Annotated in this window: 20 protein-coding genes; 10 read left to right on the top strand and 10 right to left on the bottom strand. The window is 71.5% G+C overall.

The features are described 5' to 3' along the window. Positions 1-423: Uma2 family endonuclease (locus D7V93_RS08945; RefSeq protein ID WP_147451092.1), on the top strand; the 423-nt coding region annotated here is incomplete at its 5' end. A 12-nt stretch (positions 424-435) separates the two neighbouring features. Here D7V93_RS08945 and D7V93_RS08940 read toward each other — a convergent pair. Then, positions 436-924 carry an MOSC domain-containing protein gene (locus D7V93_RS08940; RefSeq protein ID WP_244237188.1) on the bottom strand — a complete coding sequence of 163 codons (489 nt, stop codon included), beginning with the start codon at positions 922-924 and terminating at the stop codon, positions 436-438. 227 nt (positions 925-1,151) lie between these two features. On the opposite strand from D7V93_RS08940, the gene fumC reads away from it, so the two are divergent. The 3 genes from fumC (at position 1,152) to D7V93_RS08925 (ending at position 3,800) form a co-directional block, all read left to right on the top strand. Then, the gene (gene fumC / locus D7V93_RS08935; protein ID WP_120642983.1) at positions 1,152-2,549 is read left to right on the top strand and encodes a class II fumarate hydratase; all 1,398 of its coding nucleotides are present in this window, start codon (positions 1,152-1,154) and stop codon (positions 2,547-2,549) included. A 120-nt stretch (positions 2,550-2,669) separates the two neighbouring features. Then, positions 2,670-3,266: an ATP-dependent Clp endopeptidase proteolytic subunit ClpP gene (gene clpP, locus D7V93_RS08930; RefSeq protein ID WP_120642982.1), complete on the top strand. Its 597-nt coding sequence runs from the start codon at positions 2,670-2,672 to the stop codon at positions 3,264-3,266. Between the two features lie 246 nt (positions 3,267-3,512). Then, on the top strand, positions 3,513-3,800 hold the full coding sequence (locus D7V93_RS08925) for a hypothetical protein (protein WP_244237187.1): 288 nt from the start codon (positions 3,513-3,515) through the stop codon (positions 3,798-3,800). A gap of 15 nt (positions 3,801-3,815) precedes the next feature. On the opposite strand, the gene D7V93_RS08920 is transcribed toward D7V93_RS08925, so the two are convergent. From D7V93_RS08920 to D7V93_RS08900, 5 genes are all read right to left on the bottom strand, one after another. Next, positions 3,816-5,723: a bifunctional metallophosphatase/5'-nucleotidase gene (locus D7V93_RS08920; RefSeq protein WP_120642980.1), complete on the bottom strand. Its 1,908-nt coding sequence runs from the start codon at positions 5,721-5,723 to the stop codon at positions 3,816-3,818. Positions 5,724-5,883: 160 nt separating this feature from the next. Then, positions 5,884-6,333 (bottom strand): DUF3293 domain-containing protein, encoded by a 450-nt coding sequence (locus D7V93_RS08915; RefSeq protein WP_120642979.1) that lies wholly within the window; start codon positions 6,331-6,333, stop codon positions 5,884-5,886. After that, positions 6,330-7,667 (bottom strand): MBL fold metallo-hydrolase, encoded by a 1,338-nt coding sequence (locus D7V93_RS08910; RefSeq protein ID WP_244237186.1) that lies wholly within the window; start codon positions 7,665-7,667, stop codon positions 6,330-6,332. Before D7V93_RS08910 ends, D7V93_RS08915 begins: the two co-directional genes overlap by 4 nt. A 50-nt stretch (positions 7,668-7,717) precedes the next feature. Next, complete coding sequence (locus tag D7V93_RS08905; RefSeq protein WP_120642978.1) at positions 7,718-8,233, bottom strand: ester cyclase; 516 nt, start codon at positions 8,231-8,233, stop codon at positions 7,718-7,720. Next, positions 8,230-10,644 carry an acyl-CoA dehydrogenase family protein gene (locus D7V93_RS08900; protein WP_120642977.1) on the bottom strand — a complete coding sequence of 805 codons (2,415 nt, stop codon included), beginning with the start codon at positions 10,642-10,644 and terminating at the stop codon, positions 8,230-8,232. Before D7V93_RS08900 ends, D7V93_RS08905 begins: the two co-directional genes overlap by 4 nt. A gap of 144 nt (positions 10,645-10,788) precedes the next feature. On the opposite strand from D7V93_RS08900, the gene D7V93_RS08895 reads away from it, so the two are divergent. Further along, entirely contained in the window at positions 10,789-12,054 is a 1,266-nt protein-coding gene (locus D7V93_RS08895; protein WP_120642976.1) for a phospholipase D-like domain-containing protein, read from the top strand. A gap of 17 nt (positions 12,055-12,071) precedes the next feature. Here the strand turns inward: D7V93_RS08895 and D7V93_RS08890 are convergent, their stop codons facing one another. Beyond that, entirely contained in the window at positions 12,072-12,830 is a 759-nt protein-coding gene (locus tag D7V93_RS08890) for an endonuclease III domain-containing protein (protein ID WP_244237185.1), read from the bottom strand. Between the two features lie 192 nt (positions 12,831-13,022). On the opposite strand from D7V93_RS08890, the gene D7V93_RS08885 reads away from it, so the two are divergent. Together D7V93_RS08885 and D7V93_RS46495 are read left to right on the top strand one after the other, a co-directional pair. Further along, on the top strand, positions 13,023-13,754 hold the full coding sequence (locus D7V93_RS08885) for a hypothetical protein (protein ID WP_244237184.1): 732 nt from the start codon (positions 13,023-13,025) through the stop codon (positions 13,752-13,754). Positions 13,755-13,788: 34 nt separating this feature from the next. Beyond that, a complete protein-coding gene (locus D7V93_RS46495) occupies positions 13,789-14,235 on the top strand; it encodes a hypothetical protein (protein ID WP_244237183.1) in 447 nt (148 codons plus the stop codon). 3 nt (positions 14,236-14,238) lie between these two features. On the opposite strand, the gene D7V93_RS08875 is transcribed toward D7V93_RS46495, so the two are convergent. Next, positions 14,239-14,739, bottom strand: a complete 501-nt coding sequence (locus tag D7V93_RS08875; RefSeq protein ID WP_120642975.1) for a GNAT family N-acetyltransferase — start codon at positions 14,737-14,739, stop codon at positions 14,239-14,241. A gap of 164 nt (positions 14,740-14,903) precedes the next feature. Here D7V93_RS08875 and D7V93_RS08870 point away from each other — a divergent pair, with 164 nt between their 5' ends. From D7V93_RS08870 to D7V93_RS08860, 3 genes are all read left to right on the top strand, one after another. Beyond that, the gene (locus D7V93_RS08870; protein ID WP_120642974.1) at positions 14,904-20,567 is read left to right on the top strand and encodes a hypothetical protein; all 5,664 of its coding nucleotides are present in this window, start codon (positions 14,904-14,906) and stop codon (positions 20,565-20,567) included. Positions 20,568-20,630: 63 nt separating this feature from the next. After that, positions 20,631-21,524 (top strand): CHAP domain-containing protein, encoded by an 894-nt coding sequence (locus tag D7V93_RS08865; RefSeq protein WP_208722958.1) that lies wholly within the window; start codon positions 20,631-20,633, stop codon positions 21,522-21,524. Between the two features lie 71 nt (positions 21,525-21,595). After that, entirely contained in the window at positions 21,596-22,009 is a 414-nt protein-coding gene (locus tag D7V93_RS08860) for a hypothetical protein (protein ID WP_120642972.1), read from the top strand. 5 nt (positions 22,010-22,014) lie between these two features. Here the strand turns inward: D7V93_RS08860 and blaCOR are convergent, their stop codons facing one another. Together blaCOR and D7V93_RS08850 are read right to left on the bottom strand one after the other, a co-directional pair. Beyond that, positions 22,015-22,779 (bottom strand): COR family subclass B1 metallo-beta-lactamase, encoded by a 765-nt coding sequence (gene blaCOR / locus D7V93_RS08855; protein WP_120642971.1) that lies wholly within the window; start codon positions 22,777-22,779, stop codon positions 22,015-22,017. A gap of 149 nt (positions 22,780-22,928) precedes the next feature. Beyond that, positions 22,929-25,454, bottom strand: a complete 2,526-nt coding sequence (locus D7V93_RS08850; protein ID WP_120642970.1) for a protein kinase domain-containing protein — start codon at positions 25,452-25,454, stop codon at positions 22,929-22,931. Between the last annotated feature and the right edge of the window lie 184 nt (positions 25,455-25,638).

Genomic DNA, 25,638 nt, shown 5'->3' with positions numbered 1-25,638 from the left:
GCCTTGCTGGATGGCCCCTTCGACCGGGGGCGGGACGGGCCTGGGGGTTGGCTCATCCTGGATGAGCCGGAGCTGCGCTTCGCAGGCTCAGGGGACGCCCTGGTGCCAGACCTCGCGGGATGGCGGCGTGAACGAATGCCGCGGATGCCCGACACCCCCGTCTTCTCCCTGGCGCCGGACTGGGTGTGTGAGGTGCTTTCCCCCTCCACCCGCCGGTGGGACCGGGGCCCGAAGATGCGCATCTACGCGCGCGCGGGCGTGGAGTGGTTGTGGTTCATCGAGCCCCTGGAAGAGGGGCTGGAGATCCATCGTCTGCGCGAGGGGCAATGGGAGTTGTCGGGCGTGCACCTGGGGAAGGGCACCGTGCATGCGGCGCCTTTCGAAGCGGTGCCGCTGGAGTTGGACGCGCTCTGGGAGCGCTGAGCCTCGCTCCGCTCAGGGCAGCTTCGGCCGGATGACGCGGGGCGCGTCCGGGTTCACGTCCAGCAGGCGCACGGGGTCGCCTTCGCGCACGGTGCCTGCCTTCAGCACGCGGGCGAGCTGACCCCTGCGTCCCCAGCTCTCCTTGAGCAGGCCGGGCCGCAAGGCATCCAGCTTCCAGCAGGGCACGCACGGCTCGGTCAGCTCCACCACCACCTCGGGGCCCAGGGCCAGCCGCTGGCCCGGGGGCAGCGCGTCGAGCGCCAGCCCCTCCACCAACACGTTCTCCTTGAGCGCACCCAGGGGGACGTCCAGCGCGGCCCGCTGTGCTTCGTCCACGAGCAGCACCTGGCGCTTGTGGCCCACGGCGCGCCGCTGGTGGCGGTCCCCCTCGAAGCCGTGCTGCTCCACCGCGCGCGCTTCGGGGACGCGGCGCATGGGCGTGCCGCGCTCCTGGGCGAGCAGGAGCGCGCGGATGGTGCCGGTGGGAGAAGGAGTGCTCACGGCGCGACACTAACGCGGGCCTGACCGCCGCGAGAGGAGCGGACGGGGCTGCGCGGGCCCGCCTCCCCGCTCCCGAGCGTTGGAGAAGCGGCATCCGTCCCACGCGGAGGCCTGCCGAGCCGGGGCGGGGGTGTTAAGCGCCGCTGCGACGCCGTGCGACCTCCTCCTTTCCGCGAGGCGGGCCCGCCGGCGCCTGGACATCGTTCCCGCCTGGGGAGGCCGTCACCGTGAGCACGAAGAACGTTCGCATCGAGAAGGACACCTTTGGTCCCATCGAAGTCCCCGCCGACCGGCTCTGGGGCGCGCAGACGCAGCGCAGCCGCCAGAACTTCGCCATCTCCAGCGAGCGGATGCCCCTGGCGCTCGTGCACGCGCTGGTGCTGGTGAAGAAGGCCGCCGCGCTGGTGAACCAGGAGAACGGCTCGCTGCCGAAGGAGAAGGCCCAGGCCATCGTGAAGGCCGCGGACGAGGTGCTCGCCGGCCAGCACGACGAGGAGTTCCCCCTGCTGGTGTGGCAGACGGGCAGCGGCACCCAGACGAACATGAACTGCAACGAGGTGCTGGCCAACCGCGCCTCGGAGCTGATGGGCGGCGAGCGCGGGGAGGCTCGCAAGGTCCACCCCAACGACGACGTCAACAAGGGGCAGAGCTCCAACGACGTGTTCCCCACCGCGATGAGCGTGGCCGGCGTGGAGGCCGTGGTGAAGCACGTGCTGCCGGAGCTCCAGGCCCTGCGCGACGTGCTGGCCCAGAAGTCCCAGGCGTTCCAGTCCATCGTGAAGATTGGCCGCACGCACCTGCAGGACGCGACGCCGCTCACGCTGGGCCAGGAGTTCAGCGGCTACGTGGCTCAGCTGGACCGCGCGAAGGCCCACCTGGAGGCCGCGCTGCCGCACCTGCTGGAGCTGGCGCTCGGCGGCACCGCCGTGGGCACCGGCCTCAACGCGCCCCCGGGCTACGCCGAGCGCGTGGCGGCGGAGATTTCCAAGCTCACCGGGCACGGCTTCGTCACCGCGCCCAACAAGTTCGAGGCGCTGGCGGCCAACGACGCGCTGGTGCAGGCGCACGGCGCGCTCAAGGGGCTTTCGGCGGTGCTGTTCAAGGTGGCCAACGACATCCGGTGGCTGTCGTCCGGGCCCCGGTCCGGCATTGGTGAAATCAACATCCCGGAGAACGAGCCGGGCAGCTCCATCATGCCGGGCAAGGTGAACCCCACGCAGAGCGAGGCGCTCACCATGCTGTGCGCCCAGGTGATGGGCAACGACGTGGCCATTTCGCTGGGCGGCGCGTCCGGCAACTTCGAGCTCAACGTCTTCAAGCCGCTCATCATCCAGAACTTCCTGCAGAGCTGCCGGCTGCTCGCGGACGGCATGCGCAGCTTCCGCCTCAACTGCGCGGTGGGCATCGAGCCGAACCTCCCCCGCCTCCAGGAGAACCTCCAGCGCAGCCTGATGCTCGTCACCGCGCTCAACCCGCACATCGGCTACGACAACGCGGCGAAGATCGCCAAGACGGCGCACAAGCAGGGCAAGACGCTCAAGGAGGTGGCGGTGGAGCTGGGGCTCGTCACCGCCGAACAGTTCGACCAGTGGGTCCGCCCGGAGAAGATGACCGGGAACCTGTAGGCCCCTCGGCCGGAGGGTGGGAGGGGGCAACGCCCACATCCCGCCCAATCGTGGGCCAGCGCACGCTCAGGCAAGAAGGGGGGAGCGCGCGGGAGCGGGGACGATTAGGGTACGGGGGCCATGAACGTCCCCTTCGTCATTGAGACCACGCACCGCGGCGAGCGGGCGTACGACCTCTACAGCCGCCTGCTCAAGGACCGCATCATCCTCCTGGGCACGCCCATCAACGACGATGTGGCCAATCTCATCGTCGCCCAGCTGCTGTTCCTGGAGTCCGAGGACCCGGACAAGGGCATCAACCTCTACATCAACTCGCCCGGTGGCTCCGTCACCGCCGCGCTCGCGATGTATGACACGATGCAGTACGTCAAGTGCCCCGTGTCCACCATCTGCGTGGGCCAAGCGGCCTCCGCGGGTGCGCTGCTGCTGCTGGCGGGCTCCAAGGGCAAGCGCTACGCCCTGCCCAACGCCCGCATCATGATCCACCAGCCGCTGGGCGGCGCGCAGGGTCAGGCCACGGACATCGACATCCAGGCCAAGGAGATCCTCCGCCTGCGCGCGTACCTCAACGGCCTGTTCGTGAAGCACACGGGCCACACCATCGAGCGCATCGAGAAGGACACCGAGCGCGACTACTTCATGAGCGCCGAGGAGGCCCGGCAGTACGGCCTCATCGACGAGGTCGTGGAGCGCGCGGGCATCCCGCCGGTCAAGTAGCGCCTGATTCCCAAGGAGTCCCGGAGGGCCGGCTCCCCGCCGTCCTCCGGCCGGGCATGCGATGCCAGAAGGGCGCGCAAGCCGCCCTCCAGTGCGCCTTGCCCTTCGCGTACCCACTGTTCGGGTATGGCGCCCCGTTTCCTCTTCGCCGCTCTCCTGCCTGCCCTGATGGCGGGTGCTGGTTGTGCCCTTGGCCCCAGTGGGCGCCTGCCATCTCCTCCCTCGTCCCAGCCGGTGCAGGCGGAATTGGGGCAGCGCGACGTCGTGCAGGCCGGTGAGGAGTACGCCCGACAGAACGCCATCGTGCTGGCCCAGGGCGGTGAGGCGGTGCGGATCCGCCCCAACTACTGGCGGATCCGCTTCGCGCTTCCGGAGGAGGGCTCCGGCACGCTGCTGGAGCTGGACTTCGACGAGCTGGCGCAGCGGGTGACGGGCTCGCGGCGCCTGGACATCACGCCCGAGATGCCACCCACCTCCAGCACCTTCCAGCCCAGCGAAGCGAGCCCCGCCACGGGGGGCTCGGGGTTTCGCTGAGCGTCGGGTTTCCGGCTACGGCAGCCGGGTGATGCGGTCGAGCGCCGGGGCCGGCAGCGGGTTCGCCTGGGTGCTCTTCGCGGTGAAGTAGGCCTCCAGCGCATCCAGGTCCACCGCGCCGCCCATGGTGTTCGTGCCCTCCGCGAAGACGGTGAAGTTGTCGCCGCCCGGGGCGAGGAGGCTGTTCGTCGTCACGCGGTAGCTGGCGGCGGGATCCACCGTGACGCCGTTCAGCTGGATGCTGGCGGGGTCCACCTTGGAGCCGATGGGCGCCGACGCGCTGAACGCGTACTTGAAGCCCGTGGACGGGAGGAGGATGCGGGTGAGGTCGCCCACGCGGAACTGCTGCTCCAGCAGGCGTTCAATCTGCGCGCCCGTCAGGGTCATGGTGACCAGCGTGTTGCTGAAGGGCTGCACGGTGAACGCCTCGCCGTAGGTGACGGCGCCGACGTCGTTGGGGTCGGCCGGGTCGCGCACGAGGTCGGCGCGCACGCCGCCCGGGTTCATGAAGGTAATCTGGGCGCCGCCCAGGGCCGCGGGCTTCGTGGCCTCCAACTGGGCGTCCGCGATGACGAAGCCCATGGTGGACTGGCCGGTGGGGTCCCTCTGGAGGTTGCTGCGGGTGAGCGTCTCGGCGACCCAGCCGATGACGCGGTTCTCCAGCGGCGACGTCAGTCCCTTGTAGCGGGTGATGAGCTCCGTGACGGTGGGGTCCGGCGCCACCGTGCGGGTGACGATGACGTTCTGGGCCTGGGCCTTCGTCACCTGGCCCGTCTTCGCATCCAGCGTCAGGTCGATGTCCGTGAGCAGCCGGCCCACCGACGCGGCGCTGGTGACGAGCTTGCCGCTCAGCGTGCAGTTGTAGGCCTGGTGGGTGTGGCCGCTGACGATGACCGCCACCGCCGGGTCCAGGTTCTGGGCGATGTCCAGGATGGGGCCGGAGATGCCCTTGCACTCGTTGTAGAGCGACTCGAGCGCGGGCGTCCCGCCCTCGTGCACCATGACGACGATGGCGTTCACGCCCTGCGCCTTCAGCTCCGGCACCAGCGCGTTGACGGTCTCCACCTCGTCCTTGAACTCCAGCCCCGCCACACCCGTGGGCGTGACGATCTTCGCCGTGCCTTCCAGCGTCATGCCGACGAAGGCCACCTTCACGCCGTCGAAGGTGCGCACGTCGTAGCGCGGGAAGAGGGTGCGGCCCGGCCCGGTGGCCACGTTGGCCGCGAGGAACTTGAACTTCGCGCCGGAGAAGCCGTTGCCGTCCTGGCAGCCGTTCACGGGGTGGCAGCCACCGGCCTGCATGCGGAGGATCTCCGAGCCGCCCTCGTCGAACTCGTGGTTGCCCACCGCGCTCAGGTCCAGGCCCATCTGGTTCATCGCCTCGATGGTGGGCTCGTCGTGGAAGAGCGCGGACAAGAGCGGCGTGGCGCCGATGAGGTCTCCGGCGGACACGACGATGGTGTTCGGGTTCTTCGCGCGCAGGTCCGCGACGTACTTCGCGAAGTACACCGCGCCGCCCGCGTTCACCCGGTCCGCGCCGCCGTCCGGCAGCGTGGCCTGGATGATCTGACCGCCGCTGCCGCTCGCGGGCTCCAGCTGCCCGTGGAAGTCATTGAACGCGAGGATCTTCAGGGACACCGTCGGGGGACTGCCGCCGTCATCGCCGCCGCTGGTGCCCGCGTCGACGGAGGTGCCCGCGTCGGGCGGGGGCGGGAAGGTCACGGCCTGGCAGACGTGCTCCACGCAGGTCCAGCCCTGGCCTTCCGGCGCGGGGTTCGCGTCCTCGCAATCGAAGGCGTTCACGCATTCCTGATTGCCGCAGCCGCCGTGCATGAAGAGCAGCAGGCCCGTGACGAAGGCACCGGCGAGGAGGAAGACACTGGGACGCGCGGCGTTCTGCGCGAAGGGGACGGAAGGCTGCATCGAGGCGGCTCCTGGAGTCAGGCATCGGGAGGCGCGCGGGGCGCGGCTCCCTCGGGGAAGGGCGCGGACGATGCCATCGTCCCGTGACGCTGAAGTGAGCGACCCGTCCCGAATGGGTGCCGTGCCCGCCGGTGTGAAGCGGTCGACACACTGCTGCGCCTCAGGGGCTGGGAGACTCCTGACACCACAGGAACGCCGCGACCCCACCCGCGCGGGCCCAGAGCACCGCCTCCTGGTCGAACAGCCGACCCAGGCGCCACGCCTCGTCGCGCGACAGGCCGGGGACGAAGAGGCTCTCCTCGAACCAGCTCCGGTCCTCCGCCACGCCCACCGCGGGCACGGAGGGCTGGCCCCGGGCTTCGAGCAGGCCGCGCAGGGTGCGCTGGAGGCCCGCGTTGGTGCGCGGGGAGCGCGGCCGCGCGCGGGGGTTCCACGCGGTGACGAAGGCCCAGGTGGTGTGCCCGTGCGCGGCGAGCGCGGCGTCCAGCACCGGGTGCGCCGCGTCCACGCGCAGCACGTGCTTCACGCCTCCGACGAGCGGGTGCGGGCGCACGACGTAGGCCGTGGCCTGGAAGGCCTTGGAGAGCGCGGCCCGCCGCGCGTCACTCATTCGGCGGGATTCGCGGCCTGCGGGCTCACCGCGGGCGGGCTGGCCGGGCTGGCAAGGAGCGGCAGCGCGGAGTGCCCCTCGCGGAGCGCGGGCGGAATCTGGCTGGCCACGATGGGGGCCTGCTCCGCGGTCTGCCAGGGGACTTCCGGCCACCAGCGCTGCACGGCCGGCGGCGTCTGGGGGAAGAAGTCCTGCCCCAGCCTGGGCGCGGCGATGCTCACCCCGTCGTGCTTCGCGGCCACCAGCGAGCGCTCCATGGGCTCCGTCCAGGCGTGGCTGGCCAGGGTGAGGAGCCCCCAGTGCACGGGCAGCATCAACCGGCCGCGCACCAGCCGGTGGGCGAGCACGGCCTGCTCCGGCCCCAGGTGCCAGTCCGGCCAGCCCGCGCCGTACTGGCCCGTTTCAATCATCGTCGCGTCGAAGGGCCCCAGCTTCGCGCCAATCTCCTCCATGGCGGGGAACAGGCCGGTGTCGCCGGAGTAGTAGACGCGGTGCGCGGGCCCCACGAGCGCCCAGCCCGACCACAGCGTCTTGTTCTGCTGGAGGAAGCGGCCCGACGCGTGACGGGACGGCGTGCACACGATGTCCAGCCCCTTCACGCGCGTGCGCTCCCACCAGTCCAGCTCCACGATGCGCGCGGCCGGGATGCCCCAGTACTCCAGGTGCGCGCCAATCCCCAGCGGCACCACGAAGGTGGTGTTCCAGTCCTTCATCGCGTGCACGGTGGCGAAGTCCAGGTGGTCGTAGTGGTCGTGGGAGATGACCACCGCGTCGATGGGCGGCAGCTCGCTCAACTCGATGGGCGCCGGGAACCAGCGCTTCGGGCCCAGCCACTCCAGCGGCGAGGTGCGCCTGCCCCAGACGGGGTCCGTGAGCACGCGGTGCCCGTCCACCTCCACCAGCGTGGACGAGTGCCCGAACCACGTGATGCGCAGCCCGTCCGGCGGCGGCGTGGCGAAGCGCTTCGGGTCGATGCGCTCCACCGTCAGCGGCGCCTGGGGGCTGGTGTCGGGGCTCGCGTGGAACATGCCCGACAGCGAGCGCTCCCAGTCATTGATGATGGGCTGCGGGTTGACGAAGCCGCCGTCCTTCCACTGCGGCGAGCGCTCCATCCGCTCGCGCCGCGCACCGCTCGCGCCCTTGCCGAACGCGGTCCAGCCGTCGATGACGACGACGAGCGCGAAGGCACCGAGCAGCACCAGGCCCCAACCGAAGAGTCGCAAGAGCCTGCCGCCCCACGACGCGCCCTGGGGGCCGTGGGGGGGAAAGGCCGTGCGGAAGGCGCTCTGACGGGCCTTGTCTGAGGCCCGCATGGGCCCGGCGTTCATCTTCATGCCCGGGACCCTGCGGGTTCCGGTGCGCAAGTGTCAATGGGAAGACGCTGTCAGGGCTCGGGCGGTACGACCTTGTACCCGCGCTGGAGCAGGGGAGAGAGCCGGTCCGTCAGGTCCCAGGACTCCACGAACCGGCCGTCGCGCAGCCGGTACAGCGAGTCTCCCTGGAGCGTCACCGGGCGTGGCTTGCCGTCGGCGGCGGGCGGGCCCTTGGCGTCGGTGCCCACCGCGCGCCAGCGCACCAGCACCCAGTCCTCCTCCGCCAGGACGTGGAGCAATTCGAAGCGCAGGTCGGGGAAGAGCGCGAAGCCGGCCTCGGCCTGGGTGCGCACCACCTCCGGACCCCGGAGCTCCCGGGGGGCGTCCTCCGAGCGGTCCACGTAGTCGGCCGCGACGTACTCGGGGATGCGCTCCAGGCGCTTCTGGTTGTAGACCTCTTCCGTGAACAGGCGGGCGCGCTCCTTGTTGGTCGCGACCACCCGCTGAGCCCGCTCGGCCGGGGAGAGCGTCGCGCAACCGCTCGTCATCCCCAGGAGCCCCAGCAACCACCACGCACGTGTCCTCATGTCGCGCGCGAGTCTGCCGAGCCTTCGCGGGCGCCGTCAGCCGCTCCGTCGTCGAACCGTTCACCGCCGGGCGCCAGCCGCCCCAGGCCGATGGGCGCCCCCAGGCACGTGTCGGGGATCGCGAACGCGTCCACCAGCCCCACGGCATCCGGCCGCAGCTCCGCGCACAGCTGCACGCGCTCCTTGCGGATGGCCTTGGCCTTGGGGGCCTCCAGGTAGCCGTGCTCCAGGAACCAGCCGCTGGCGGACTCCAGGCACGACAGGCCGAAGAGGTCCGCGAGCCGCCCCAGCACCGGCTTGAGCGCTTCGTCCTTCACCGCCGCCACGCCGCGCAGGAACTGCTCCAGCACGATGCGCTCCACGCTCGCGTGCGCCAGGGCCAAGAGGTGCACCTGCACCTGGTTGAAGGCCTCGAACGCCTCCATGCCCGCCGTCAGCCGCTTGCGGATGCGCTTGGACACGGACGCGAGGATCTCCTCCTCGCGGAAGCGCAGCAGGCGCAGGTGGAAGTCGCTGTCGCGCAGGTGGTCGCTGTCGGTGCGCCGGCCCGCGATGGGGTTCCGGTCAGTCATCACCGTGGCCGCCCGGTCCACGATGAGCTTGAGCACCGCGAACACACGGTCGTCCTCGAAGCGCTGGCGGTAGCCCGTGAGCAGGCCCTTGGCGACCAGCTGCATGAGCACGGTGTTGTCGCCCTCGAAGGTGGTGAACACGTCCGTGTCCGCCTTGAGCGACGGCAGCCGGTTCGCGGTGAGGTAGCCCTGGCCGCCGCACGCCTCGCGCGCCTCCTGCACCGTGGCCGTGGCGTTCCACGACGCGTACGCCTTCAGGCCCGCGGCCAGCGCCTCCACCTCGCGCGCGTCGTCCTCGGTGCGGTGGACGTAGCGGTCCACCAGGTACTCCAGCGCGAAGTCCAGCGCGTACGCCTTGGCCACGAGGGGCAGCAGGCGCAGCTGGTGCGACTGGTGGTCCAGGAGGCGCACCTCGCGCGCGCCGATGGGGCCGAACTGGCGGCGCAGGTCGCCGTAGCGCACGGCGATGGTGAGCGCGCTCTTGGCCGCGCTCAGGGACGCGCACGCCACGCTCACCCGGCCCGCCACCAGCGCGCCCAGCATGGTGAAGAAGCGCTTGGAGTCGCCGGTGATGGAGCTGGTGTACTCGCCGGCCTCCGTCACCTGGCCGTAGCGGTCGAGCAGGTTCTCGCGCGGCACGCGCACGCCGTGGAACCACAGCCGGCCGTTGTCCACGCCGTTGAGGCCCATCTTCTCGCCGCAGTCCTCGATGCGGATGCCCGGGAGCACGTTGCCGTGCGCGTCGCGCAGCGGGACGAGCAGCGCGTGCACGCCCAGTCGTTCCCCGTCCACCTCCAGCTGCGCGAACACGGTGGCCATGCGCGCGTGCCGGGCGGCGTTGCCAATCCACTCCTTGCGCGCGGTCTCCGACGGCGTGTCGATGACGAACTCGCTCGTCTTCGCGTCGTAGCGGGCCACCGTCTCGCAGTCGCGCACGTTGGAGCCGTGACCCAGCTCGCTCATCGCGAAGCAGCCGGGCAACTCCAGCGTGGCGACCTTCGGCAGGTACTGCTGGTGGTGCCGCTTCGTGCCCAGGAACAGGATGCTGGAGCCGAACAGGCCGAAGTGGACGCCCGCCTTGATGACGAGGCTCAGGTCGAAGAAGGCCATCGTCTCGAACGCGGCGATGAACGCGCCCAGGTCCGCGCCACCCTCGCGGCCCTTGGGGAAGGCGAGCTGCCCCAGGCCGTCATCCGCCAGGTGCTTGAGCCAGGCGAAGACCTGGTCGCGGTAGGCGGGGGTGTCCAGCCCTTCCTTGTAATGGAAGTCCGCGTCCTCCAACCAGCCGCGCACCTGCTTGCGCACGTCCGCGTAGGTGCGCTCCAGCACGCCCGTCATGGCCTTCGGGTCGAAGGACGCCGTGTGCGACGGGGCCTCGGCGTGGGGGGTGCGCGAGGCGTGGGGCAGCAGCGAGCGCACCGCCTCCTTGCCGTCCACGCCCAGCGTGGCCTCCAGCGACGCCAGGGCCTGACCCAGTTGGGGCAGGGGCATGCCCAGGGGCGCGTCTCCGCCCAGCACCTGGGCCAGGTGCACGCCCAGCCCCGCGAGGGTGTGGTGCTCGTTGCCGACGAGGCCGCGCGCCGTGGTGCGGATGTGCTCGCGCAGCAGGGCGAGCTCCCGGGGCGGGGGCGGACGCAGCGGATCCACCCAGAGGGCCAGGATGCTGCTGGCCTTGAGGTCGAGCCAGGGCTGGGCGCGGGCGGCTTCACCCAGGGCGCGCAGCTCCTCGGCCGTCAGCTCGCCGTCCGTCCAGGCGACGTAGAGCATGGGGATGAGGGGGGCGAGTCCCGACTGTGACAGCAGCTCCCGGGCCGAGGGACGCGAAGGGGCATCGAGCATGAAATCTCTCCAGGCGAGGGAACGGGCGCAGTCTTGCCATGGTGGAAGGTGGCGGCAATGACGGAATGGGGTCCTGTTCACCGGACGGGCGGGGAGACAGGCGGTGACTCCCGTGGGACGCGGGGCATTCCTACGTTGGCTCCAATGAGCGACCTCCAGGACGTGGAACTGCTGCCCCAGCCGGGAGCCCATGGCTTCGATGGTGCGAACCGCAAGCACGAGATGCAGGGACCGTTCGAGCTGCCGCCCGGTCCCGAGGGCTTCTCGTTCGCGCTCTACCAGTCCACGGGCGTGGGGCTTTCGCCCGGGCACCGGATGCACCTGCTGGAGAACAGCCAGGTCTTCGACCGGATGTTGGAGGACATCCGCGCGGCGAAGCACAGCGTCCACATGCTCATCTACATCTGGCGGCCGTGTGAGCTGTCGGACCGCTTCGTGGAGGCGCTGACGGAGCGAGCGCGCGCGGGCGTGCAGTGCCGCGTCGTCGTGGATCCGGTGGGCAGCGAGGAGACCACGGGGGACAAGGACTTCGACCAGAAGGTGGAGAAGCGGCTCACCGACGCGGGCGTGGAGGTGCACTACTACCGGCTGCTCGCGGGCAAGGTGCTGGGGCGGCTCCTGGGCCGTTCGCACCAGAAGGTCGTCGTGGTGGACGGACGCATCGCGTACACGGGCGGCTTCGGCATCTGGAAGGTGTGGGAGGGCGAAGGGCTGAAGGAGGACAACTGGCGCGACACGCACATCCGCGTGGAGGGCCCGGAGGTCCGGCGCTTCCAGGTTACCTTCGCCAAGCACTGGCAGGAGTCGGGGGGCGGGCTGCTGCCGCGCGAGGCGTTCCCGGACTTGAAGGAGGAGGGGGGCGGGTGCGCGGCGTTCATCGACAGCTCCGGCCGGCTCGGCATCACCGAGGCGGAGCGGATGGCGCGCCTGGTGGTGGCGGCGGCGACGAAGCGACTGTGGATCGCCAATGCGTACTTCACGCCGCCCAATGACATCCTGGAGCAACTGGAGGTGAAGGTCCGGCGGGGCGTGGACGTGCGCGTGCTGGGGCCGGGGCCGCACCACGACGTGCCGGTGGTGCGCGCGTCGCAGCGGTCCACCTATGAGCGGCTGCTGGCGGCGGGCGTGCGCATCTGGGAGTACCAGCCGGCGATGATGCACTCGAAGACGATGCTCGTGGACGACTGGCTTTGCGTGGTGGGCTCCACGAACCTGGACGCGCTGTCGCTCAACAAGTTGAGCGAGGGGTCGCTGGTGTTTGAGGACAAGGAGATCGCCGCGAAGCTGGAGGGGTGCTGGGAGAAGGACATCCGGCACTCGAAGGAGATCACCCTGGAGAACGGCGGCCGGACGAATCCGTGGCGCCGGTTCGCGCGGCGGGCCACGCAGTTCGCGGGGCATGACCGGTAGGGCGCGCTGCCGCGGTGCTACCGGTGGGAGGTGACGCCCTCCTGCCGGCACCAGGCGAGTACGGGGCACGTGGAGCACTTCGGGCGGGAGCCGGTGCACACGTGCTTGCCGAAGGGGACGAGGAGCCGGTTGAGCTCCACCCAGTAGGGGCGCGGGAGGACGGCTTCGAGCGCGGCGAGCGTGCGCTCCGGCGTGCGGGCCTTCACGTAGCCCCAGCGGTTGGTGACGCGGTGGACGTGGATGTCCACGCTGATGACTTCGTGGCCGCACGCGATGCCGAGTGCCAGGTGCGCGCACTTGGGGCCCACGCCCTTGAACGACTGGAGGACGTCCGGGTCGGCGGGGAGCTGGCCGTGGAACTCGTCGCGCGTGCGCACGGCGATGGCGTGGACCTGGTACGCCTTGGCTTCGTGGAAGGTGACGGGCCGGATGAGCGCGTCGATGTCCCCGGGCGTGAGGCGGGCGAGGGCGTCCGGGGTGCTGGCGCGCTCCAGGAGGCGTAGGGAAGCGGGGAGGCTGACCTCATCGAGCGTGCGGATGGAGAGGATGCACGCGATGAGCTGTTCGAAGAGGGAGCCGTGGCCCTTCGCGGCGAGCTCGAACATCGCCGCGTCCGCGAAGGAGCGCACTTCCTGGCGCACGCGGCGGAGGACCTCTTCGATGTCGAAGGGGAGCTTCTCCGTGCGCGCGGGCACGGCGTGCGTGGTGCGTGCGCTCTGGACGCGCGGGGCGCGACGAGGTGCTGCCTTGGGCCGGGGCTGCTTCGTGTCCGCCATGCGGGCCTCCTGACCTGGGAAGTTGGGTCTGGAGGGCGATACTTGCTGCGTACTCCAGCCTGCTCCCTTGCATGGTGAGTAGGCGGGGTGGCTGCCTTGGTGATGAAGTGCGCTCTCTTGCGCGTAACTTCGAGAATGAACCGCCGGGGCTGTGGGGATATGGCCCGGATGGGTGGACCCTCACTCCTGCTCGTGGTGCTCGCGTGCGCGAGCCCCAGGCTCTACTTCCTGAGCAGCGACCTTCCCCGGTTGGAGAAGAACCCGAGGCTGATCGTCGCCCCGGGCCCCTGGGAGCATCCGGATGTGCCCGTGGTCTACGCGGACATGGGGACCATTCCGGATGACCTGGTGCTGCCCGCGCTCCGGGCCTTGATGGCGCTTCCCGGTGCCGCGGATGCGTGTGATGCGAACACGGGGCAGCCGCGTCCCGACGCAACCGAGTACTGCCTCGCCGTCTACCGGACGCCGCAGGACTGGCGTGTCTCCTGGCCCGTCCGGAAGCAGATGGGAGAGCGAGGCGCCTGTCAGCCACCGATGGGTGGTGTCGCCGACAAGGACTTTGGAAGTGATCTGCCGATTTTCGGCTTCGCCCATAACCATCCATGCGGCACGGACATGAGCAGTTCGGACCTGCTCGTGTTTCCCGCGGTCAAGGTGGGCGAGGCTCGCTGGACGATGATCGAATACGCGGTGTCCCCCGCCGGAAAGCCCGCCCGAGATGCGCGTGGGCGGCCCATTCCCGCCTGGGCCTGGCTGGTGACAGGGCACGCGGAGACGCCCCGGTTCCTGAAATGGAACTTCGCGGGAGAGGTTTTTCGATGGAGCGAGGCGGAACGACAATGGAGGTTCGAAGCTCGCTGCGAGCCTGCGCCTCCCAGGAATCTCGGCTCGACCCGTTCTCCTCCGAAGTGCTACCCCCGATGATGCCGACTCATCATCGCCAAGGGAGAGGTACTGTGTGCTGAAGCCCCATTACGTCATTCTCCTGGTGTCGCTCGTGGCGGATGGCGGGAGCACCTCCACGCGGCCTGATGCGGGTCCCTCCGGGACGCGGGATGGAGGAGGCTCGGCCATCACGGATGGGGGGACCACGGCAGGCATCCGGTGGCCCACGGATCTCCGCCCGCTCGCGACCCTGGATGGCCCGGCCATCCTGGCGGCCCATGCCGCGCTCCAGCGCGTGCTCGAAAGCTTTCCCAAGCAGGACGCGGGCGCGTGTGAGTCCTCTGCCCGCTCACTGGACGTGGTGGTGGGGCAGGAGGGCGGCGTCTATTTCGTCCGCCTCGACCGGCGCCTTGACCGATGTGGATGGCCCATGGGCAGCAGCCTGGAGTTCGACTGGTTCGAACTGTACGCGGTGTCGCCCGAGGGGAAGATCCTCGCACGACGTTCCGTCATGCCTTAGCGCTCAGGCGCTCTTCGTGAGATCCAACGCGTACCAGCGGTCACAGCCGAAGTGCCCGGTGCGGCCCATGGGGGCGCAGAGGGTCTCGAAGCCGAGCCGCTGGTAGAGCTTCTGGGCCTGCGTCATGCCCGCCAGCGTTTCGAGGTAGCACTGGCGGAAGCCGGCCGCCTTCGCGAACTCCAGACAGTGTCTCAGCAACCGCTCGCCCGTGCCGTGGCCCCGGGCCTGGGGCAGGAAGTACATCTTGCGCAGCTCGCAGACGTCCGGCGCGCCTCCGTCCAGCGGCGCGATGCCCCCGCCTCCCACTACCCGACCTGATTGTTCGACGACGAAATAGGCGTGGCGGGGCCGGGTGTAGGCCGCGCTCATCGCGTCCACTTCGGGGTCGTGGATCGCGAACCCCGGGCCGTCCGCTCCGAACTCGGGCATCACCGCGCGAATGACCGTGGCCACCGCCGCGTCGTCCCGGGCCTCGATGGGCCGCAACGTCAGTTCCGTGCTCATGACCTCCACGGTCCCATGACTCGCTCCCGGCGGCCAGCGTCGGGTGTGCACGTGTGCAGCGCCCTGCACAGGTGCCACGCGCCCACCGCACCCCCCGTGGATTTCAATCCCGCGACCTTCCAGGGCATTCTGCGTGGCACGTCCGTTGTAGAGGGGGAAGCTCCATGTACTGTCCTGCCTGCCGACAAGAACGCCTGGGAAGTGCGCGCCAGTGCGTTCTCTGCGGCACCCCGCTGTCCGCCCGAGCCCGATCCGCCATCGAGGCCGAGCTCGCGCACGTCCACTTCCTCCTGGACGAGGCCCCGCGCTGGGACGCCTCCGATGTGCCCGCCCACGTGCGCCGCTGGCTCACCGAACGCTACGAGCGACAGGCCCGCGTCCTCCTCTCCGTCCTCACCGAGCCCCCCACGCAGGCGCTGACGCCCGCGCCCGAACTGGAGCCGGTCGCGGTCCAGACCGAGGCCGTTCCCACGCCGATGGGGGAGGGGGCCGTGGCCGTCGGTCCCGTGGCGTTCGTCGCGCCGGAGGTCATGGAGAACGTCTCCACCCTTGCTTCCGAGGCGCCCGTCACGCACGGCATGGCCCTGGACGCCAACGTCGTCGCTGGCACTGCCTCGGAGAACTCCGTCGCTCCCGCCGTCACCCACGTCCCTGACGCTCCCGTGGCTCATGCGCTCACGGAGGCCGCCGTCGCGGGTGCACCCCAAGCCGCCAGGTCCTCCGCCGCGCGCTTCTCCGTGCATGATGTCTCCGCGTCGCTGGGCATCGCCACCCCGGACACCGCGGCCGCTCGCGGTCCGAAGGCCGCTCGCACGCCTCCCGAGTCCCACGCGCGGCCGATGAACGCGAGCCGCGCGGCCGCGTCCCGCCGGCTGCCTCCGAACCCGGCCGAGCCGTTCATGGATCCGCCCGCGCCCGGGGGCCGCACCGCGCGCCTCGTCGAGGAGGCGTCGTCGTGGAGCCGTGTGTGGCGGCCGTTCCTCTACGAGAGCATCGCGTGGTTCATCGGCGCGTTCCTCATCCTCTCCGGCACGCTCTACTTCGTCTTCGAGTCCTGGGCCGGGATGACGTCCGTCACCCGCTCGCTCACCGTCTTCCTGATGACCGTGGGCTACTCCGTCGGCTTCTCCGTCTGGGGCGGCTTCCTCGCCCGCCGCGAGTCGCTGCGCAAGCCGGGCCACATCCTTGGCCTCATCGGTTCCGCCGTGGCCCCGCTGGGCGGCGTCGCGCTGGGGCCCATGGGCTTCGGTGAGTCCCTCCAACTCGACGGCGTGCACCCCGCGCTGCTCGTGCCGCTGCTGTTCGTCTGGGCCGGCGCCGCCGCCTTCCTCGCGCGCAAGCCCGCCGAGTCCTTCGACGCCCCCTCGCGCCCGTTCATCCAGGTGGGCCTCGTCGGCGCCACGCTCATCATGGGCCTCGCGCCCCTGGCCGCGCGGCTGGGCGCCCCGGCGGTGTGGCTCAACGCCCTGCCGTGCATCCTCTTCTTCCTGCTGTCCAGCAAGGCCCTCGCTACCCCGCGCAAGGGGGATGCGCTCGCGTTCGCGCTCGCCGCGCCCCTGTACCTGACCGCGCTGTTCGCCATCCGGTTGCACCTGGCCCTGGGCTCCGCGGGCGCCTCCGTCCCCGCCGGCACCTACGCGCCCTTCGTCGCCTTCCTGCTCGCCACCTGCCTGCGCTTCCGCACGCTCGACGCCGAACGTCCCGCGGATCCGCTCGCCATCGGCACCGTGGCGCTCCAGGTGGCCTGCCTCGCGGGCGCCATCGGTGGCACCACGCCGGCCCTCTTCCTCACCGCCGCCATCTTCACCGGCACGCTGGTGTCCCTGTCGCGCGGTCCCGTGTCGCGCCTGCCGTGGCTCTATCCCGCGTACCTGGGCGCCTACCTCTCCTATGCGTCCAGCGTGCAGCTCGTCCCGCACGCCGCCACGGTCCTGCTCAACGCCTTGAAGACGCGGCTGGGCTACCCGCCCTCGGAGGTGCTGCCCTTCCAGTACGGCGCCCTGACCGCCATCCCGTTCGTGCTCGCGGGGCTGGTGCTCGCGTTCCGCCTCCAGCGGCGCGGTGAGCGCACCGGCGATGCGCGCGACCTGGGCATCGCGGACGTGCTCCTTCGCGCGACCACCTGGGCAGCGCCCGCGTTCGCGCTCTACGGACACCTGGGCACGGACGCGCGCCCGGCCTTCTTCGCCACGCTCGCCCTGGCCGTGCTGTCCCTGGGCGCGGGCCTGCTGTTCAAGCGCTTCCCGCTGACCGCCGTGGGCTCCGTGCTCTTCGCGGTGCTGCCAATCTCCGGAGCCATCGCCTTTGGCACCGGACCCGCGACCGTCGTGGCGGGTGTGCTGTCCCTGGGCCTCGCGGGCCTCGTGTGGCGCCTGGAGGATGCGCGCACGCAGCGCTTCCTGGGCGCGGTGGTCGGCGTCCTCGCGACGAGCGCCTTCGCCCTCGCGCTGGGCACCCGCCCCATCGCCGCGCCCGTCGTGGGCATGGCGCTCGGGAGCGCGGGCGTACTCGTGGCCGCGTTCCGGCTGCGCAATGACGGCTACGTGGCCTTCGGTGCCTTCCTCGCCGGGGCGCTCCTGCCGAAGCTCGCCACCGTGCACTCCACGCAGGCGGTGCTCGCGTCGATGGTGGGTGGGGCGCTGGTGCTCGCGCTGCTGGGCGAGCGCGGCGGCCTGCTCAAGCGGCTGGGCCTCCCGGCCCTCCTGTACGCGGGGCTCGCCGTGAGCTGGGGCCTGCTGGACCAGCAGCCCTTCCTGGGCCCCGTGCTGCTCACCGCCGCCGCGACGGTGGCGGTGGTGTCCCGCACCTTCCCCGGCGTGCGGCCCTTCGCCGTCGTCCTCGTGGGGCTCGCGCTGCTGCCGGACGTCCCACACCTCTATTCGGCGTGGGGCCTGCCGCCGGCGGTGTCGCTGGGCCTGCTCATCGCGGCGTCGCTCCTGGCTTCGGTGGTGGCCGCGCACAAGGGCCGCAGCGCGAGCACCGTCACCGCGGGCATCCTCGCGCTCGTCCTGCCGCTGGTCCCGGTGGAGCTGGCGGCCCCGGGCCAGCAGTCCGTGTTCCTGCTGGGCGCGGCGCTGGCGGCCCTCTTCACCGCTCGCGCGCTGCCCTCCACGCTGGGCCTGCTGATGGCCACCATCGAGGCGGGCGTCGCGCTATACACGATGGGGCCGCTGGCCCTGCTGGGCCTGGCCACGTTCCTCAGCATCCTGGCCCTCCTGGACGACGTGCCCGCCGTGCGGCGCATCGCCACGGGCGGCGAGGCCTTCGCCCTCAGCTCCACCCTGCTCGCGATGGTGGTGCTGGCCGCCTCCATGGTGTGCTGGAACGAACATGCGCTGGCGCGGGCTCCCCACGCCACGCTGCTCGCGCTCATGGGCCCGGCGCTGCTGCCGCTCTTGTGGACGCGCTCGCTGCGCCAGCCCTTCGCCGCGGCGCTGATGGTGCCCTACGGCCTGCTGGGCATCGCGGCCGTGGGGCATCCTCCCGCGTGGGTGGCGCTGCTGGCGCTCTACCCGCTGCTGCTGGTGCGCGTCGTGGAGCATGTGCCTTCCGCGGCCTCGCTGCTCCTGCGCTCGCGTGACGAGGCCCCTCGCCACTCGCTGTCGAAGTGGATGCAGGTGGCGGTCGCGGGCATGGGTGTGCTGTCGCTGATGGTGCCGGAGCTGGGGCAGCGCGCGGCCCTGTTCTCCGCGCTCGCGCTGGTGCTCCTGCCGGGGCCCCTGCCGTCCCTGCGCGTGGGCGGCTCCGCCGTCCTCCTGATGTTCATCCCGGAGGCGCGGCCCTTCGCCACCGTCCTGCTGCTGGCCCTCGCCCTGGCGGCGCACCATGTGCCCGACGCCCTCGCGGCGTTCTTCCGGGGCCCTCGCGACGAAGCGCTGCGGCCCACCGCCGTGGGTGGGGCCCTGGCCGTGACGTTGATCTCCGTCCTCACCACCCCGACGCCCGGCGCGCTGGCGGCGCTCGGCGGGGTGGTGCTGGCGGCGGCCTTCCTGCTGTCCCAGCGATGGCTGCTCACCGCGGCGGTGGGCGCGTTCGCGCTCGCGCCACTGGGGCGGACGGCGGACTTCGCCGCGGGCGAGTGGCGTCCCGAGGCGGGGCTGCTCGTCGCGGGCGTGGCGCTGACCGCCGCGCTGCTGTCCGCGCTGTGCCAGTCCGGCGCCGTGCAGCGCGCGCTGGCGAACGCCGCCGCGCGCCTGACGCCGGGCATCGAGGGCACGTGGAGCGAGCCGCTGTGGGTCGGCGGTGCCGGTGTCCTGGCGCTGCTGGTGGGCTCGCGGCTGTTGGAGGCAGGCCCGGGCGCGCTGCCCCTGCCGGTGGCGCTGGTGGCGGGTGCCGCGTCGCTGGTGTTGATGGTGACGCGCGAGCGCCTGATGATGAACGGCGCCACGGTGCTCCTGGGCGCGGTGCTGGTCGCCGCGGTGCCGCCGCTGTGGGCGCCTGCCATCCTGGCCGGCGCGGGCCTGGCGCTGGCGCTGGTGGGCTTCGGGCTGGACGCGCGGGGCGTGGCGGTGGGCGCGGCGCTGCATCACAGCGGCGCGGTGCTGTCGCTGCTGTCGCTCGCGGGCCTGAGGGATTTGAAGCACCCCGGGATGCCGCTGTGCGTGCTCTTCGCGTGGGCCACCGCGTGGACGGTGGTGTTGCGCCGCCGCGAGCGTGAGTGGCTGGGCTGGGCCGCGTCCCTCGTCGCGGTCCACGCGCTCATCGTGCACTTCGGCGCGGTGTACTCCACCGGCCGGGGCGCGGAGTTCATCCTCCCGTACTTCGGCGCGGCGAGCGCGCTGCTCGCCACGCTGGTGCTGACGGTGGCGGGCCGCAAGGTGCGCGGGCCCATGGGGCTTGGCTTCTCCGGCGTGGCGCTCGCGGAGGTGCTGCTGGCGGTGCTGGCGGTGCACGTCCCGGGCGGCGCGTCGCGCGAGGCGTGGGTGGCGTGCGGCGGGCTCGTCTTCCTGCTCTTCGCCCTGGTGCGACGCGCGGCGAAGGAAGAGGACGAGGCCGCGGCGTGGATGGCGCAGGCGGTGGTCGCGGCGGGCTACCTCTGCGTGCGTCTCATCGGCGTGGGCGCGAGCCCCAGCGCTCCGGACAGCCTGGCGTCGCTCATCGGCGGCGCGGTCTTCACCGGCCTGTACCTGTTCGTGCGGCGCGAGGGCGCGGGCCTCAAGGCCTTCCGCCGTCCGTCCATCGCGGGCGCATGGCTGTTCCCGCTGGCGGGCCTGCTGTCGCTGCCGTGGGGCGAGCCCTTCGTGGCGGTGGCGCTGCTCGTGGGCTACGCGGCGCACTTCGCGGCGCTCGCGGCGTGTTCGAAGAACAAGGGCCCCGCGTCGCTCGTGTCCGTCGTGGCCTTCAACATGGCGCTGTTCTTCGTGTGGCTGGGCACCGGCACCGGCGAGCCGCAGTACTACGCCATCCCCGCGGGCCTGTCCCTGCTGGCCCTGCTGCGCGTCTTCCGGGGCGGGCTGTCGCTGGACGCCTACGCGCAGCTGCGCGCCGTGGCGGTGACGTGCATCTACGTGGCCGGGGCCTGGAAGCCGCTGCTGTTCAACGACGGCGAGGCGATGCTCCTGTGCGTCTTCCTCTGCCTCGTGGGCGTGGGCGCGGGCATCGCGCTGCGGATCCGCTCCTACGTGTACCTGGGCTCGGCGTTCCTCGTGACGGCCGTGGCCGCCAACCTGGTGCGCTTCGGCATGCGCGACCACCGCGTGGGGGCCGCGTTCCTGTCGCTGCTGGGCCTGCTGGTGGTGGGTTTCATGGTGGTGCTCAGCGCCCACCGCGCAGCCCTCCTCCAGAGGTACGCCCGGGTGCGAGACCTGCTCGCGACCTGGGAGGGGTGATCGCTGTTTGACGTTCAACGATTCCGGGGTTGAATGCGGAGGCATTCACCCCCGGAGGACTTGTTGCTGCTGCGCCGTTCGTCGCTCGTCATCCTGCTGTCGCTGGGCTCCCTGGTGGGTTGTGCGCACGTCCCGGACGTCGCTCCCAAGATGGCGTTGGGGCCCCGGACCACCGAAACCGTTGCTGCCTCCAGGGGGGCTCCGAGCGTCGCGGCGGTGGGCGCCGAGGGCGCACTGGGCGTGAAGGCGGAGGCCCCGCCTCCCCTGGAATTCGTGACGCCGGAGGGCCGGGAAGGACTGGCGGCGTTGATGGAGGCGGACCCCCGCGAGCTGCCGGAGGAGGCGGGTGTCATCGCGGCGGCGCTGGAGGCCGCGGCGCTCTTCACGGGGCCCACGCGGGGCCCGGGTGGCTTCTGGGACGAGCTGCTGCCGCCGCCGTCGAAGCAGGCCCGGGGCATCGTGGCCCGCGCGGCGCAGCTCGTGGGTGCGCGGAGGCTGGACCGCTCCGTGCCCAATGACTGCTCCGGGCTGGTGCGGCTGGCGTACCTGCAGGCGGGCATCGACCTGGTCGCGCACGGCTTCCTCGCGGGGGAGAACGCGGTGACGGGCATCTTCCGGCGCGCTCAGGCGGCGGGCGCGGTGCACCGGCTGAACCCGAGGCCCGGGGACCTGGCGTTCTTCAAGGAGACGTACGACCGCAACCGCGATGGCAAGCGCAACGACGGGATGACGCACATCGCGGTCGTCGAGCGCGTGGATCCGGACGGCACCGTTACGTTCATCCACCGGGGAGGCAAGGGCGTGGCGCGCAGCCACATGAACCTCGCGTTCCCCACGGTGCACCGTCAGGCCAAGGGCACCCTGCTCAATGACTACATCCGACCGGCGAGCAAGGGGCTGCGCGCCTACCTCGCCGGAGAGTTGTTCGTCGCGTTCGCCTCCCCTGGAGGTTTGTAGCCTCACGGCAGTCGCGAAGGCATACCGGGGGCGTGTTTGAATCCGGGCGCGGGTGTGGCGTCATCCCGCGCATGAAACTGCCCCTGCTGCTGGGAACCCTGCTGCTCGCTCCGGGTTGCATCGTGGCGAGCTCGCGTCCTCCGCGTCCGTCACCGCGCCCTCCGCCGCCGTCGCGTCCGGTGGCGATGAACTACGACGAGGCCGTGCGGCGCGGGTTCGACCAGTGCCGCTCGCGCGGGTACCAGTGCGACCTGCAGGAAGCGCACCTCACCGGCAACAACGTGTGGAAGGTGAAGATGCGCGCCTATGCGCCGGGGGCGAAGGGGCACCTGCACCTGGACTACGACGCGTACACGCGCAACCTGCTCAAGGTGAACGAGAAGGTGAAGGGCAAGGGCGGCGGCCACGACGACGACTGGGATGATGACGACGACCATGGGCATGGCCGGGGCAAGAAGAAGGGCCACGCCCACCGGGACGACTGAGGCTGTCAGCGCGAGGCGGCGGGTGGCGCTTCGCGCAGCAGGGCCTCGGTGTGGCCGAGCAGCTCCGGTCCACCGAGGAGGCCATGGCCGGGCACGATGACGCGCGCGTCGGGGTAGTGCTGGCGCGCGCGCTGGAGGCTCGAGGGCCAGGCCGTGACGTCCGCGTCCCCCAGGTTGCCCAGGTCCTTCGCCGCCGCGTCCTTCACGAAGCAACCTCCGTAGAGGACGCCCGAGGCCGGGTGGAAGACGATGAGGTTGTCGGGCGCGTGGCCGGCGCCGGGGAAGAACACCGACAGTGGCCCGAAGTCCTGCGCATCCGAGAGGCGCTGGCCCGGCACGGGTTTGCCCTGGGCCGCGGCGCGACGCGCGGTGTCCTCGAGGGCGTGGACGGGGATGCCTTGTGCATCGAGCGCGGGGATGCCACCGGTCCGGTCCTCGTGGAAGTGCGTCACCACCGCGGCGCGCACGGGGTGGTGCAGCGTGTCGCGCGCCCAGGTGAGCAGGGCCTCGGCCTGACGGGGATTCCATCCCGTGTCGACGAGGATGGAGGCGTCCCCGTCCTCCACGATGAGGCCGTTCGCGGGCGTGCCAGCCCACTGGCCCCACTCCTTGCCAGCGCTCGTGACGTGCACCCACAACCCGGGAGCAATGCGCCGGACGCGCACGTCCTCCGCGAGCACGGTTTCGTCCGTGGATGAGGAAGGTACGGGTGGAGTGGAGGCGCAGGCCGTGAGGAGGAGCAGGAGGACGCTGGCACGCAGTGAGGTCATGGGACTCGGAAGAGAGAAGGGATGCATGGGAGGGCCCACGCGGATGCAAGGCGTGTGCGAACGGATCCGCGCGGAGATGACCTGAACCCAGGGCCGAAGGCGAGGCCGCCGTGACACGCCGCGCGTCCCATGGGCCACAGGTGGACGGACTACGGCGCCGCCTGCGTCTTCTTCTTCAGCTCTTCGAGCGCCCGGGTGAACGTCTGCGGATTGCACGGCCGCGTTCCGGCGGGAGGCTTCTCTCGGGCCGCCTCCGCCACGCGCGTGAGGGCGGGCAGGGCGGAGGGGTTGCCCAGCGCCGACAGCCGCGTGGCCGCCTTCGTGCGCACGCCGCAGTCCGGGGAGTCGAGCGCCGTCGTGTAGAGCCCCACCAGGTCCAGGCCCTCCGTGGCCTGCACCGACTCCAGGTAGCGCAGCGCGCCCCACTGCTTCACCGACGGCTCCCCGCGCGTCAGGGCTTCGAAGTGCGAGCGCACCGTGGCGGGCGGCAGCGTCTCCAGCACCCGGCGCACGGAGCGGTCCTGCTCGCTGTTGCCGAAGTCCTCCGCCAGCCCGTCCAGCAGCCGCGTGTCCAGACCCGCACGGCCTTCCTTGTCCAGGTTCAGGAGCAGGACGTGCTCCTCGTCGTGCGAACCCTGCGCGTGCTTCACCGCCGCGCGCAGCCGCGTCGCGGGGGCGCCCTTCCGCATGGGCGGCCCGTTCAACTGCTGGAGCGCTTCGGCCGGGCGGCCTTCCTCCAACAACGCGCGCGCCTTCACCAGCGGATCACTCGCATGCACCCACCATGCGACTCCCGCCGTCAGCAGCACCAGCGCCGCCACGGCTCCGCCCAGCACGCGCGGCCGCTGGCGCAGCATCGCCACACCCACGCCCGCCTTCTGGCTCAGGCCGTTCAGCGCCTCCAGCCCCGCGCGGACCTTCGGTCGCAGGCTGTTGAGTGCCTCCAGCGGCGATCGCTTTGGCGCGGAGTCCCGGAGCCCCAGCGCCTCGCCGAACGGCGGGCCCTCCGCCGCGCGGACGACGCGGTAGAGCTGCACCTGCTCCTCGCGGCCGGGGAGGGGAATGGTGCCGCACGGCTCGGCGGAGGCCTCGGCGCGGTTGCGGACCATGTTCACCGCTTCGGTGAAGGTCACCTCGCCCGCGGCGGCCACGTGCTCCACCGCCTTCACGACCTCCATCGGCTCGCCGAGCACCGAGTCGCTCGTCACCAGCACCTCGCCCGCGTGCAGGCACACGCGCACGTGGAGCTGCTGCTCGGGCGACACCGTCTGGTTGTGCTTCCACAGCGCCTGCTGCATCGCCATGCCGCAGCGCACGGAGGAGGAGGGCGCCCGGAACACCGCCAGCAACGCGTCGCCGCGCTTCTGCACCAGCTTCCCGTCGTGCTCACGCACCAGCGGCAGCAGCAGCCGGTCGTGCGTGTCCAGCATCCGCGCGTTCTCCTCGTGCGTCTGCCGGCTCATGCGCTCGGTGAAGCCCTGGATGTCGGTGAGCATCACCGTCACGTTCTGCGGCTTTGCCACCGCCGCGCCGCCCGTCACCGCCCCCATGCTCCCCGTCACCCGGGGCGCCGTCCCGAACACCGCCGTGCCCGTGCGCTGCTGCTGGACCGGTGGCGCCGTCACCGAGGGCGCTCCCGCCGCTTCCGTCACACCGAAGGCCGCCGTGCCTGAACCGGGGCCGGGCTGCGCCGGCGTCACGCCGAAGGCCGACGTGCCGGAGGGCTCGCCGCGCAGGACGCCCGGAGGCCCATAGGCCGCCATCCCACCGGACGGCGTCATGCCCGCGTGGACGATGGGCGTGCCCTGGCTCGGCGTGAACGCCACCAGCGCCGCATGGGCGATGCCCAGCGCGTCCGCCAGCTCGTTCGCCGTCTGGAGCCGCTTCGCCGGATCCTTGTCGAGCAGCCGCATCACCAGCGAGAGCAGCCCCACGTAGCGCGACAGCTGCGGCGCCGCGCGCTCCAGGGGCAGCGGCGCGTGCGAGGCATGCTGCGACAGGAAGTGACGCGGCGACGGCCCGTCGAACGGCAGCCGCCCGGACAGCACGCGGTAGGCCAGCACGCCAAAGGAGTACAGGTCGCTGCGCGTGTCCACCTTCGCGCCCATGGCCTGCTCCGGGGACAGGTACTCCGGCGTCCCCAGCACCACGCCAATCTGGCTGAGCGCGCTGTTCGCGTCCGGCTCCACCAGCCTCGCGATGCCGAAGTCCAGCAGGCGCGCCTGCTCGCCGCGCACGCTGGGGGAGATGAAGACGTTCTCCGGCTTCAGGTCGCGGTGGATGATCCCCTTCTCGTGGATGGCCGCGAGCCCCTCGGCCAGCTGATGCAGCAACGCGAGCGCCCGAGGCGCTGGCAACGGCCCCTGCTGGAGCGCGTCGTAGAGGCTCTGCCCCTCCACGAACTCCATCACCAGACACGCGGCATCGCCGGACTCGCCGAAGTCCACGATGCGCACCACCGACGGGTGCTCCACGGCGGACAGCAGGCGGGCTTCGCGCTTGAAGCGCTCGGCCATGCCGGGCTGGGTGTGCAGATCGTGGTGCAGGACCTTGATGGCCACCTTGCGGCCCAGCGACACCTGCTCGCCCAGGTACACCTCGCCCATGCCCCCGGACCCCAGGGGTCCGAGGACCCGGAAACGACCATCGAGGACCAGGGCGTCGGGGACCAGCACGGCGCGGCATCTTGCACGGCTTCCGCCTGCCGCGCATGGCGTTCCTCGATGGGAAATGCGCCTGGGTGCCTGGCGCCCCGCCGCCTGCCGTGCGAGCGGGGGTTTGTCCAAAATTTCGGGCGCTTAGGGGTCATGGTAGCCTCTCCCCCCTCCGAAGATGGCCACCGATAGCGAGTCCCCCAAG

It is taken from the genome of Corallococcus llansteffanensis (assembly GCF_003612055.1).
Taxonomy (GTDB): Bacteria; Myxococcota; Myxococcia; order Myxococcales; family Myxococcaceae; genus Corallococcus; species Corallococcus llansteffanensis.
This window is presented reverse-complemented; position numbering and strand designations above follow the sequence as displayed.